This is a genomic window from Roseovarius azorensis (assembly GCF_900109455.1).
Lineage (GTDB): Bacteria > Pseudomonadota > Alphaproteobacteria > Rhodobacterales > Rhodobacteraceae > Roseovarius > Roseovarius azorensis.
Map to the genome: position 1 here is coordinate 57,720 of NZ_FOAG01000005.1, position 12,793 is coordinate 70,512.

The window sequence follows — 12,793 nt, forward strand, 5'->3', positions numbered from 1 at the left end:
CCTCATGAACGCAATCACAAGACAAGGTAATGATTTTGCGTGAATCGATGAACGAGTGACTTTGAGTAGGTGTGTATCTTGTAAACTCAGGCGCGACATCGCTCAGATGCGCGCGCCATTGGGCCCCGGTGCAAGCATCGGGGTTTTTTCTTGCCCGCCCTATTCCCTCGCATCGGCAAGGATCATGTCAGCAGCCTTTTCCGCGATCATGATGGTGGGGGAATTGGTGTTGCCGCTGGTGATGGTCGGCATCACACTGGCATCCACGACGCGCAGTCCGCCAATCCCGCGCAGCCGCAGCCGGGGATCGAGCGGCGCGCTGTCCTGCGACCCCATATGCACGGTCCCGACAGGATGAAAGATGGTGGTCCCGATATCCCCGGCTGCGCGGATCAGGTCTGCCTCGGTCTGCACGGTATCGCCCGGCTTGATCTCTTGCGGGCTGTAACGCTGCATCGGGGCCTGATCCATGATCCGCCGCGCCAGCCGGATCGCGGCGGCTGCCACCTGACGATCGCCTTCGGTCGAGAGGTAATTGGGGGCGATACGGGGCGCTGTCCTGGCATCGGGCGAGGTGACGCGAACCTCCCCCCGGCTTTCCGGCCGCAGGTTGCAGACACTCGCGGTCATGCCGGGAAAATCGTGCAAGCGCCCGCCAAACGCCTCCAGCGACAGGGGCTGAACGTGAAATTCCAGATCCGGCGTGGCAAGATCGGGGCGCGAGCGCGCAAAGGCGCCAAGCTGGCTGGGCGCCATCGACATCGGCCCGCTGCGCCTGAACAGGTATTCCAGCCCGATCCTTGCCTTGCCAAGCACCGAATTGGCCAGCGTATTGAGCGTTTGCGCCCCATCCAGCCGCCAGGCGCAGCGCAGTTGCAGATGATCCTGCAGGTTGCCCCCGATGGCTGGCATGTCGCGGCGCACCTCGATCCCCATCCGGCGCAGATGGTCGGCGGGCCCCAGACCCGAAAGCTGCAGGATCTGCGGGCTTCCGATCGCCCCGGCACTCAGGATCACCTCGCCTTGCGCCCGCGCAGTCCTGACCCTGCCGCCCTGTTCATATTCCACCCCCACCGCGCGCCCGGCCTCGATCAGCAGGCGGCAGGTATGGGCCTGCGTCTCCACACGCAACCCCGGACCGCTGGCCGTGCGCAGAAATGCCCTGGCAGTATTCAGCCGCCAGCCATTGCGCTGATTGACCCTGAAATAACCGACGCCCTCATTGTCGCCGGTGTTGAAATCCATCGTCCGGGGCAACCCCGCCGCCACTGCCGCATCGCGCCAGTGATCCAGCACATCCCAATGCAGGCGCTGATTGTCCACGCGCCATTCGCCGCCCGCGCCGTGCATTTCTGACGGCCCGTCGACATAATCCTCGGAGCGCTTGAAATAGGGCAGCACATCGTCCCAGCCCCAGCCGGGATTGCCCATCTGCCGCCAGCCGTCGTAATCCGCCGCCTGCCCGCGCAGATAGAGCATGCCATTGATCGACGATGAGCCACCCAGCACCTTGCCGCGCGGATAAAGCAGCGCCCGCCCGTTCAGCCCCGCCTCTTCCTCCGTGCGAAAACACCAGTCGGTGCGCGGATTGCCGATACAGTAGAGATATCCCATCGGGATATGCACCCAATGGTAATTGTCGCGCCCACCCGCCTCGAGCAAGAGCACCCGATGCCCCGCGCCGCTCAGCCGGTTGGCCAGCACACAGCCCGCGCTGCCCGCGCCGACGATGATATAGTCCCAGTCCATGATCCTCTCCGGGGTTGCTCAGACCGGCAGCGCGGTCGTCTTGAACACGGTGCGCAGCGCAAAACTCGACTGCATCTTGGCCACGCCGGGCAGGCGGGTCAGATACTGGCGATGAATCCGGGCGAAATCCTCAGTATCCTCGGCCACGATCTTGAGGATATAGTCGGCGGTCCCGGCCGTCAGGTGACATTCCAGCACATCCGGGATGCGCGCCACCGCCTTTTCAAACGCATCGAGCACCTCATCGGCCTGCGTCGTCAGCGTGATCTCGACAAAGACCGTCGCGGGCACGCCCATCTTGCGCGCATCCAGCAGCGCCACATAGCCCTTTATATACCCCTCGGATTCCAGCCGCTGCACCCTGCGGTGACAGGCGCTGGCCGACAGGTTCACCTCTTCGGCAAGGTCGGCATTGGAAATGCGCCCGCGCCGCTGGAGCACCTGCAACAAGCGGCGATCAGTCGGATCAAGGGACATCAACACAAGACCTTTCGAACCAGATGCCATATACCCGAATAATATTCTGATAATTCTCATTTAAGCGAGCAAAATTTCAACCGCCTTGCGTGCCATCTGCGACAGGTTGCGCGCAACGTTCAGGAGGAGAGATTGACATGATCATCGGGTGCCCAACAGAAATCAAGCCGCAGGAATTCCGCGTCGGCATCACCCCCATTGCGGCACAAGAGGCCGTGAGCAGCGGTCACGAGGTGATCGTTCAGGCCGGGGCCGGGTTGGGTGCGGGGTTCGACGACGCTGCCTATGTGGCAGCGGGTGCAAGGATCATCGACACGGCGGCAGAGATATTCGCCACCGCCGACATGATCGTCAAGGTCAAGGAACCGCAGGCCGTCGAGCGCAAGATGCTGCGCGAGGGGCAACTGCTCTTTACCTATCTGCATCTGGCCCCCGACCCGGAACAGACCCGGGATTTGCTCGCCTCTGGCTGCACTGCGATTGCCTATGAAACGGTAACCGACCGCGCAGGCGGCCTACCGCTGCTCGCGCCGATGTCCGAGGTCGCCGGGCGTCTTGCGCCGCAGGTTGGCGCCTGGACCCTGCAAAAGGCGAACGGCGGACGCGGCGTTCTGATGGGCGGTGTGCCCGGCGTGGGGCCTGCTCGCGTAATTGTGATCGGCGGTGGTGTTGTCGGCACCCATGCCGCCAAGATCGCTGCCGGGATGGGCGCGGATGTGAGCGTGCTCGACCGTTCGCTGCCACGGCTGCGCTATCTCGATGACGTGTTCGGCGGCACCTTCAAGACCGGCTATTCCTCTGCCGGGTTGCTTGCCGAACTGTTGCCGCTCGCGGATATGGTGATCGGCGCGGTTCTCATCCCCGGGGCCGCCGCGCCCAAGCTGGTGCGCCGCGATCAGTTCGCGGTGATGAAGCCCGGCGCGGTGCTGGTGGATGTCGCAATTGATCAGGGCGGCTGCTTTGAAACCTCGCGTGCAACCACCCATCAGGATCCGATCTACGAGGTTGATGGCATCATGCATTACTGCGTCGCCAACATGCCCGGCGCGGTGGCGCGCACCTCGACGCTGGCGCTGGGCAATGCCACCATGCCGTTCATGCTGGCGCTGGCAAACAAGGGCTGGAAACAGGCCTGTGCCGATGATCCGCATCTGCTGAACGGCCTGAACGTGCATGCCGGGAAACTGACCTACGAGGCCGTCGGCACCGCTCTGGGGATCGAAACCGTCGATCCCGCATCTCTGATCTGATCGCCCGACGCGCCCCCGGCCCGACCGCGTCGGGGGCGCTGACGACACATGTCGTGTCGCAGATGATGCTGGACCGCCCGCCCCCCATAGACTAGCAATTGTAAAAAAAACGCCAACAGGGGGCGCAAAATGGCCATGTTCATACTGCGCAGGGTCGGGATCATGATCCTGACGGCGCTAAGTCTGACGTTTATCGTCTTTTTCCTGACGAATCTTTATCCCAATCTGGAAAAGCTGGCCAAGACCCAGGGCGATTTCCGCATGAGCGACGAAGAGGTCGCCAGCTATCTGAACCGCAACGGCTATCTGCAGCCGATGGCGGTGAAATACGGGCAATGGATCGGGGTGCTGCCCGGTTTCGTGATCGATGATCGCGATGGCGTGACGCGCGGCCATTGTATCGCGCCCGGCACCGCCCCCGAGGACGCGCCCCGCTTTTGCGGTATTCTTCAGGGCGAGTGGGGCCATTCCACCGTGTTCAAGGAAGATGTGGGCAAGATCCTCAACGACAAGCTGGCACTGACGGGCAGGCTGATGCTCTGGGTGATGCTGCTCATGGTGCCCACTGCACTGGTTCTGGGCGTGCTGGCGGGAATGCGCGAAGGCTCGCGCACCGACCGCACGCTCTCGACCGTTGCGATCACCACGACGGCCACGCCGGAATATGTCTCGGGCGTTCTGTTCATCGCGATTTTTGCCAGCACGGCGGTGGGCCTCAAATGGTTCAAGGGCACCGCAACCGGTGCGATGGACCAGGCCACGTTCGAGAATTTCTTTCTGCCGGTTTTGACCATTGCGCTTTACGGCATGGGCTATATCGCGCGGATGACACGCGCCAGCATGGCCGAGGTGATGACTGCGCAATATATCCGCACCGCACGCCTCAAAGGCGTGAGCTTTCCCAATATCGTGATGAAACACGCGCTCAGAAACGCGCTGATCGCGCCCTTCACGGTGATCATGCTGCAATTCCCGTGGCTTCTGAACGGGGTGGTGATCGTCGAGACGCTGTTCAACTACAAGGGCTTTGGCTGGACCCTGGTGCAGGCGGCGGGCAACAACGACATCGAGCTGCTGCTTGCCGTGTCGGTGGTGTCGGTGGTGGTGGTGCTGGTCACGCAGTTCATCTCGGACATTGGCTACGTCTATCTCAACCCGCGCATCAGCGTCAGCTAAGGGAGGCGTCAATCATGGAAGCACTTGGCTGGAGCGACATAATCCTGCGTATTCTGCAGCAATTCACGCCCGTCTGGATTGCGCTTGTCGTCACCTTTGCGCTTTCGATCACGTTCAAGCGCCGGCTCGGGCTTTATGGCAAGCTCTTTGACAGCCCGATCGGCATGATCGGCTTTGCCATGGTGATGTTCTGGGTGTTCACCGGCATATTCGGCGGCGCGTTCGACATGATCACCACGCATGACGTGCTGGAACAATCTGCCTCGATGAAGAACAAGGGACCCGGCTGGCCCTATTCGAAAATGACCGGAACGCCAGACCCCAACGCCTATCCCTATTATCTGCTTGGCGGCGACAATCTGGGGCGCGATGTATTCAGCCGCATGATCGTGGGCGCGTGGGAGGTCATAAAGATCGCGCCCTTCGCCAGCCTTTTCGCCTTCATGGTCGGCATAACGCTGGGTCTGCCAGCCGGATATTATGGCGGCAAGCTGGACACCATTCTGTCCTTCATGGCCAATCTCATCCTGGCCTTTCCGGTGATCCTGTTGTTCTACCTTCTGGTCACACCCGAGATCGTGCTGACCGGCATTCCGGTCTACATGGCCGCGGTGCTCTTTGTCTTTCCCATCGTGTTCCTGATCCTGCTATGGAATTCGCGGTTTCACACGCAGCCGCAGCGCCGGAACATCTATGTCGGCGTGACGCTGGTGATCGGTCTCTGGCTCTATCTCGGGATCGCGTGGGATGCCGATCCGCTGGGAATTGTCAGTTTCCCCCCCAACCTGCTGGTGGTTTTCGTCGCGGTGGTTTTTGTCAACACGCCCACCGTGTTCCGGATCGTGCGCGGTCTCACGATGGACATAAAGACGCGCGATTACGTGGCTGCTGCCCAGACCCGTGGTGAGAGGCCGTGGTATATCATGCTGTGGGAAATCCTGCCCAACGCGCGTGGACCGCTTCTGGTCGATTTCTGCCTGCGTATCGGCTATACCACGATCCTTCTGGGGACCCTCGGCTTCTTTGGTCTGGGGCTCAGCCCCGAAAGCCCGGACTGGGGCAGCACGATCAACGAGGGGCGCAAATTGCTGACGATGTATCTCCACCCTGCCCTGCCCCCGGCGCTTGCGCTGCTCAGTCTCGTTCTGGGCCTCAACCTGCTGGCCGACGGGCTGCGCGAGGAGAGCCTGCGCGACTGAGTATTCTTTGCAAGATGAAAGAGGGCGGGAACGCCCCGGTGACAAGGGAGTTGGACATGACCAAGCCGGATCATGACGGACCGATCCTCGAGATCGAGAACCTGTCTATATCCTTTTTCACAAGGCTGCGCGAGATTCCGGCGGTGATGGACTTTTCCGTGACCGTCCAGCCCGGCGAGGCGGTGGGGCTCGTGGGGGAATCCGGCTGTGGCAAATCCACCGTGGCGCTTGGCGTGATGCAGGATCTGGGTGTGAACGGGCGGGTTGTCGGCGGATCGGTCAAGTTCAAGGGACGCGATCTGGGTCAGATGAGCGCGGCAGAGTTGCGCGACATCCGAGGCAATGAGATAGCGATGATCTATCAGGAACCGATGGCAAGCCTCAACCCGGCGATGAAGGTGGGCCGCCAGCTGATCGAAGTGCCGATGATCCACGAGGGGATCTCCGAATCCGAGGCATGGAAACGTGCTCTCGAAGTTGTGCGCGACGTGAAGCTGCCCGATCCCGAGCGCATCCTCAAAAGCTATCCGCATCAGCTCTCGGGCGGGCAGCAGCAGCGCATCGTCATTGCAATGGCGCTGATGTCGAAACCCTCCCTGCTGATCCTCGACGAACCGACCACGGCGCTCGACGTGACGGTCGAGGCGGCGGTGGTGGAACTGGTCAAGGATCTGGGCAAGAAATACGGCACCTCGATGCTGTTCATCAGCCACAACCTGGGTCTGGTGCTGGAAACCTGCGACCGCATCTGCGTGATGTATTCCGGCGAGGCGGTCGAGACCGGCAGCATCAAGGACGTGTTCGACAAGATGCAGCACCCCTACACACAGGCGCTCTTTCGCTCGATCCCGCTGCCCGGCGCGGACAAGAACAGCCGCCCGCTCAAGGCGATTCCAGGCAATTTCCCGCTGCCGCATGAACGTCCGCCGGGCTGCAATTTCGGCCCACGCTGCGATTATTTCCAGGCGGGTCTCTGCGATCGCGGCGACATTCCCATGGCGCGGATCGACGGGGATGACCGGCATTTCACCCGCTGTCTGCGCTACGCCGATATCGACTGGCACACGCCCATCGAGGCAATGGCGCAGCATGAGGCGACCACACCGGGCAAGGTCGTGCTCAAGATGGAGAACCTCAAGAAATATTACGAGGTGGCGGCCAACGCGCTCTTTGGCGGCAAGGTCGGGGCGCGGGTGGTCAAGGCCAATGAAACCCTCAGCTTCGAGGCGCGCGAATCCGAGACGCTGGCCATCGTCGGGGAATCGGGCTGTGGCAAATCCACCTTCGCCAAGGTTCTCATGGGACTTGAGACAGCGACCGAAGGGCAGATCCTGCTCGACAACCGAAACATAGAACAGACCCCGATCGAGCAACGCGACACGCAGACCGTGGCCGATATCCAGATGGTGTTCCAGAATCCGTTCGACACGCTCAACCCGTCGATGACCGTGGGTCGCCAGATCATGCGCGCGCTCGAGGTGTTCAGGATCGGCAATTCGGATCAGGAACGTCATGACGAGATGATGCGCCTCCTCGATCTGGTGAAACTGCCGCGCGAATTTGCCGAACGCATGCCACGGCAACTGTCGGGCGGTCAGAAACAGCGCGTGGGCATCGCCCGCGCCTTTGCCGGCGGCGCGCGGATCGTGGTGGCGGACGAACCGGTCTCGGCGCTCGACGTGAGCGTGCAGGCGGCGGTGACCGACCTGCTGATGGAGATCCAGCGCAAGCAGAAGACGACGCTGCTGTTCATCAGCCACGACCTCAGCATCGTGCGCTATCTCAGCGACCGGGTGATGGTGATGTATCTGGGGCATGTGGTGGAACTGGGCACGACCGATCAGGTCTTTGCCCCGCCCTATCACCCCTATACCGAGGCGCTCTTGTCCGCCGTCCCGATTGCCGACACCGGCGTGGTGAAAAAACACATCGTGCTCGAGGGTGATGTACCATCGGCGATGAATCCGCCGCCGGGATGCCCGTTCCAGACGCGCTGCCGGTGGAAAACCGAGGTGCCGGGCAATCTCTGCGAACGCGAAGTGCCGCCGGTGCGCGAACTGGCCCCGGGCCATCAGGTCAAATGCCACCTCTCGCAAGAGATGCTGGACCGGATGGAGCCGGTGATCACAGTCGCCGCAGAATAGGATCAAGCCGGGCGCGGCAGCTTCTCGGGATTGCGCATGATGTAGATCCAGTCGATCCGACCTCTCTCATCCGTTGTCAGGCTATAGACCACATCCTCTTCGCGACCTTCCAGAATGGCCAGAGCCGGCGCACCATTCGCCAGCACCATACGCGGACTGCTGTCGCCGCGCTTTGCAGCCACTGCAAGGATCACCTGCGCCACTTCCTCTGCGCCGTGCAGCGGGCGCAGCGCCGCGCGCGTCTTTCCGCCACCATCGCTGATCGCGACCACATCGGGCGCGAGCATCGCCAGAACCGCCGCATGATCCTGCGCCATGGCCGCCTGAGAAAACCGCAGGAGCATGTCGCGCGTGGCCTCGGGATCCGGGGGGAACCGGGGCCGCGCCCGGTGCCGTGGCATGAAATCCGGCAGGCGAGATCAGCATCCAGAACGCAAGGACGGCAAACCAGGCCGCCAGCAGATAGAGTATGGGTCTTGTCATCTTGCATCTCCTTTCCCCGTAAGACGGGACAAGGCCGCGATCTGTGACAAAGAGCGCACGGAAATATACAGGTGCTCCCCGCCTGTCGTTCATCGTTCTGTAAATACTCAAAAAAATCCGGCGCGCCCCTCGGCGCGCCGGTCATCCTGACATTCTGCGGCGGATGTTACTGCGCCGTGATCATCTCGGCCTGCTTGACGATGCCCTCGGCCTGTTTGATCGAGGCGATATCGACCAGACGGCCCTTGTATGTGGTCGCCCCCTCGCCGCGCGCCTTAGCCTCTTCCATCGCCTTGAGAATCTCGCGCGCCTCCTGCACCGCCGCCTCCGAGGGGGTGAAAATCTCGTTGGCCAGCGCCACCTGCCTGGGATGGATCGCCCATTTGCCAACCATGCCAAGCGTGGCGGAACGGCGCGCCTGTGCGCGGAACCCCTCGTCATCGCTGAAATCGCCGAACGGCCCGTCCACCGGCAAGAGGCCATGCGTCCGGCAGGCGGCAACGATGGCGGCCTGCGCCCAATGCCAGGGATCGGACCAGTATTTCGCGCCCTCGTGCAGCATGTAGTAATTTTCCTGCGTGCCGCCGATGCCGGTGGTGGCCATGCCCATCGAGGCGGCGAAATCGGCGGCGCCAAGGCTCATCGCCTGCAGGCGCGGTGAGGCGGCGGCGATTTCTTCGACATGGCTGATCCCGGCAGCGGATTCGATGATCACCTCAAAGCTGATCCGCTTGCGACGTCCCTTGGCGTTCTCGATCGAGGTCACCAGCGCGTCGACCGCGTAGATATCGGCGGCGCAACCGGCCTTGGGGATCATGATCTGATCCAGCCGCTCGCCGGCCTGCTCCAGCAGGTCCACCACGTCACGATACCAGAAGGGGGAATCAAGCCCGTTGATCCGCACGCTGAGGTATTTGCGGCCCCAGTCCACGTCGTTGATCGCCTGAATCGTGTTCCGGCGTGCGGCATCCTTGTCAGTCGGCGCGACGGAATCCTCAAGGTCGATATTGACCACATCCGCCGCAGAGCCGGCCATTTTCTCGAACAGGCCGACGTTCGAACCGGGACCAAAGAGCTGACAGCGGTTGGGGCGGGCGGGGGCGGGTGGTTGCAAGCGAAAGCTCATGATCAGGCGGCTCCATTGGTTCAGGAAATTGCGGGATCGTCGCGGCTGTGGTTATTAAATTGCCCGATCCTCCGCAAGGCGGTTTTCCGTCACCAAGGGTTCGCACAACGTTGAAAGCTGTAGAAGAAAATTCTATGATTTACACTTCATACCGAAGAAAAATGCTCAAAATGACGAATATGAATTGAGATAAACAGAAAATCGCAGCGTTTTCGTTGGAAATTGCCATCACCCCGACACCCCGAAAGGATGCGCCATGATCGAAACCCCCTATCTGCTGTTTCTGGGCGACGCGCCCGACATGCTGGCCGCCAAGGTGGCCATCGGCATCCGCGACTGGCGGCCCGGGAATGCCGTGGGACAGTTCCGCCTGCCCGGCTGTGGCGCGGATCTGGGGCTGACCGACATGACGCTGGCCCAGGCCAGGGCGGCGGGGGCAAGAACCGTGGTGATCGGCGTCGCCAACCGGGGCGGCGTTATCAGCCATGAGTGGAAAAAGGTTCTGGTGACGGCGCTGGAAGAAGGGTTTGATCTGGCCGCCGGACTGCACAACCTCTTGCGTGACGAACCCGATCTGCGCGCGGTGGCCGAGGCAACGGGCCGCAAGCTGCACGATGTGCGGGTGCCGTCGGTGAAATATCCCATCGCTGATGGCAAGAAGCGGACCGGCAAACGCTGTCTGGCGGTCGGCACGGATTGCTCTGTCGGCAAGATGTATACCGCCATGGCGATGGAGCGCGAGATGCACGCGGCAGGGATGAAGGCCACGTTCCGGGCGACCGGGCAGACAGGGATCCTCATCACCGGCGACGGCGTGCCGCTCGATGCGGTGATCGCCGATTTCATGGCCGGGTCGGTGGAATGGCTGACGCCGGACAACGACCCCGATCACTGGGATCTGATCGAGGGACAGGGAAGCCTGTTTCACGTATCCTTTTCGGGCGTGACCATGGCGCTCATTCATGGCGGGCAACCCGATGCGCTGATTCTCTGCCACGAGCCGACGCGGACGCATATGCGCGGCTTGCCGGATTACACACCACCGACGCTGGAGGCGCTGCGCGATATGGTGCTGTCGATCGCGCGGATCGCCAACCCGGCCTGTGAGGTTGTGGGCGTCTCGATCAATACGCAGCATATGGCCGAGGATGACGCACGCGCCTATCTGGCAAAGGTTGAGGCAGAAATGGAATTGCCCGCGACCGATCCGTATCGGTTCGGGGCCGCACCGCTGGTGGCTGCCCTTGCGACAATTTGAGTATTTCTGGAACGATGAAAGGCGGACGTTGTGCGGATTGAAGTGACGCGGGATGTGTTCCGGCTGGCGCAGGTCTTTACCATCAGCCGGGGATCGCGGACCGAGGCCAGGGTGCTGACCGTGCGGATCAGCGACGGCGGCGCGACCGGCTGGGGCGAATGCGTGCCCTATGCGCGCTATGACGAGACGCTCGACAGCGTGACGGCGCAGGTGGCGAGCCTGCCCGAGACGTTTGACCGCGCCATGCTGCAATCGCTGCTGCCCGCCGGGGCGGCGCGCAACGCGGTCGATTGCGCGCTCTGGGATCTGGAGGCGAAACGAGCGGGCCGACGCGTCTGGGAACTGGCGGGCCTGCCCGCGCCGGAACCGGAGATCACCGCCTACACGCTGTCGCTCGACACGCCCGAGGCGATGCAGGCGCAGGCTTTGAGCCATGCGCATCGGCCCCTCCTGAAAATCAAGCTGGGCACGCCAGACGACATGCCCCGACTGGAGGCGGTCAGGCGCGGCGCGCCGGGGGCGCGGATCATCGTCGATGCCAACGAGGGCTGGAGTGCGGCAATCTATGCCGATCTGGCGCCGCATCTGCTGCGCCTTGGCGTGGCGCTGGTCGAACAGCCGCTGCCCGCAGGCGAGGATGAGGCGCTGATCGGCATGAAACGCCCGGTGCCGGTCTGCGCCGACGAGAGCTGTCATGACCGCGCCAGCCTGCCGGGGCTGAAGGGCAAATATGACGTGGTCAACATCAAGCTGGACAAGACCGGCGGACTGACCGAGGCGCTGGCCCTGCGCGATGCCGCGCGCGCCGAGGGCTATGGGATCATGGTGGGCTGCATGGTCGGAAGCTCGCTTGCGATGGCGCCCGCGACGCTTGTGGCACAGGGCGCGATGGTGACAGACCTTGACGGCCCCCTGCTCTTGGCCGAAGACCGTCAGAACGCTTTGATGTTCGACGAGGCCGGGGTGCATCCGCCGATGGCCGCATTATGGGGATAGGACCATGCGTACAGTCTATGTAAACGGCGACTACCTGCCCGAGACCGAGGCGCGGATCTCGATCTTTGACCGTGGCTTCCTGATGGCCGACGGGGTCTATGAGGTGACCAGCGTGCTGGATGGCAAGCTGATTGATTTCGCCGGACATCTGGCGCGGCTGGAACGGTCCCTGAACGAACTCGACATGAAGAAACCGGCGGCTTTCGACGATCTGCTCGAGATTCACCGCGAACTGGTGCGCCTGAACGGAATCGCGGACGGGCTGGTCTATCTGCAGGTCACCCGTGGCAGCGATGGCGACCGCGATTTCGTCTTTCCCGACGCGGCGACGACCGAGCCGACCTTGGTGCTGTTCACCCAGTCGAAACCGGGGCTGGCGGATAATCCGGCTGCGAAAAAGGGGATCAGGATCATCAGCATCGACGATATCCGCTGGGGCAGGCGCGATATCAAGACGGTGCAGCTTCTCTACCCTTCCATGGGCAAGATGATGGCCAAGAAGGCCGGTTGCGATGACGCCTGGATGGTCGAGGATGGCCACGTGACCGAGGGCACCAGCAACAACGCCTATATCGTCAAGGGGGGGCGGATCATCACCCGGCATCTGTCGAACGATATCCTGCACGGGATCACCCGCGCCGCCGTGCTGCGCTTTGCCCGCGAGGCGCAGATGGAGGTGGAAGAGCGCGCCTTTACCGTTGAAGAGGCGAAATCGGCGGACGAGGCATTCGTGACCTCGGCCAGCGCCTTTGTCATGCCGGTGGTCGAGATCGACGGCGTTCCCCTCGGCACCGGCGCTCCGGGGCGGGTGGCGACGCGGCTGCGCGAGATCTACCTGGACGAAAGCCGCAAGGCGGCGGTATAGTTGCGCGATCGCGCACAGAAACTGGGCGAAATCGGGGAATTGCGCAGAACGCGCGCAGGGCGCATCCTTG

The 12,793-nt window shown here is 62.5% G+C and carries 11 protein-coding genes; 7 read left to right on the forward strand and 4 right to left on the reverse strand.

Annotation, left to right across the window (positions count from 1 at the left end; translation table 11 throughout):
- Positions 1-159 precede the first annotated feature (159 nt).
- Complete coding sequence (locus BSG08_RS08930; RefSeq protein WP_217649884.1) at positions 160-1,749, reverse strand: GMC family oxidoreductase; 1,590 nt, start codon at positions 1,747-1,749, stop codon at positions 160-162.
- A gap of 18 nt (positions 1,750-1,767) precedes the next feature.
- The gene (locus BSG08_RS08935) at positions 1,768-2,226 is read right to left on the reverse strand and encodes an Lrp/AsnC family transcriptional regulator (RefSeq protein WP_093035975.1); all 459 of its coding nucleotides are present in this window, start codon (positions 2,224-2,226) and stop codon (positions 1,768-1,770) included.
- Positions 2,227-2,363: 137 nt separating this feature from the next.
- Here BSG08_RS08935 and ald point away from each other — a divergent pair, with 137 nt between their 5' ends.
- The 4 genes from ald (at position 2,364) to BSG08_RS08955 (ending at position 7,995) form a co-directional block, all read left to right on the forward strand.
- A complete protein-coding gene (gene ald, locus BSG08_RS08940) occupies positions 2,364-3,476 on the forward strand; it encodes an alanine dehydrogenase (RefSeq protein ID WP_093035372.1) in 1,113 nt (370 codons plus the stop codon).
- 129 nt (positions 3,477-3,605) lie between these two features.
- Positions 3,606-4,652 (forward strand): ABC transporter permease, encoded by a 1,047-nt coding sequence (locus tag BSG08_RS08945; protein ID WP_093035375.1) that lies wholly within the window; start codon positions 3,606-3,608, stop codon positions 4,650-4,652.
- A gap of 14 nt (positions 4,653-4,666) precedes the next feature.
- Entirely contained in the window at positions 4,667-5,851 is a 1,185-nt protein-coding gene (locus tag BSG08_RS08950; protein ID WP_093035378.1) for an ABC transporter permease, read from the forward strand.
- A gap of 56 nt (positions 5,852-5,907) precedes the next feature.
- On the forward strand, positions 5,908-7,995 hold the full coding sequence (locus BSG08_RS08955) for a dipeptide ABC transporter ATP-binding protein (protein WP_093035978.1): 2,088 nt from the start codon (positions 5,908-5,910) through the stop codon (positions 7,993-7,995).
- 2 nt (positions 7,996-7,997) lie between these two features.
- Here BSG08_RS08955 and BSG08_RS08960 read toward each other — a convergent pair whose 3' ends face one another.
- Both BSG08_RS08960 and BSG08_RS08965 read right to left on the reverse strand, forming a co-directional pair.
- Positions 7,998-8,396, reverse strand: coding sequence for a sigma-70 family RNA polymerase sigma factor family protein (locus BSG08_RS08960; protein ID WP_093035381.1), 399 nt, complete (start codon positions 8,394-8,396; stop codon positions 7,998-8,000).
- A 248-nt stretch (positions 8,397-8,644) separates the two neighbouring features.
- A complete protein-coding gene (locus BSG08_RS08965) occupies positions 8,645-9,604 on the reverse strand; it encodes an L-malyl-CoA/beta-methylmalyl-CoA lyase (RefSeq protein ID WP_093035384.1) in 960 nt (319 codons plus the stop codon).
- 256 nt (positions 9,605-9,860) lie between these two features.
- Here BSG08_RS08965 and dgcN point away from each other — a divergent pair, with 256 nt between their 5' ends.
- The 3 genes from dgcN to BSG08_RS08980 are packed head-to-tail and all read left to right on the forward strand — an operon-like array spanning position 9,861 to position 12,723.
- Positions 9,861-10,862, forward strand: coding sequence for an N-acetyltransferase DgcN (dgcN, locus tag BSG08_RS08970; protein ID WP_093035387.1), 1,002 nt, complete (start codon positions 9,861-9,863; stop codon positions 10,860-10,862).
- Positions 10,863-10,892: 30 nt separating this feature from the next.
- A complete protein-coding gene (gene dgcA / locus BSG08_RS08975; RefSeq protein ID WP_093035390.1) occupies positions 10,893-11,858 on the forward strand; it encodes an N-acetyl-D-Glu racemase DgcA in 966 nt (321 codons plus the stop codon).
- Between the two features lie 4 nt (positions 11,859-11,862).
- Positions 11,863-12,723 (forward strand): D-amino-acid transaminase, encoded by an 861-nt coding sequence (locus tag BSG08_RS08980; RefSeq protein ID WP_093035393.1) that lies wholly within the window; start codon positions 11,863-11,865, stop codon positions 12,721-12,723.
- Positions 12,724-12,793 lie beyond the last annotated feature (70 nt).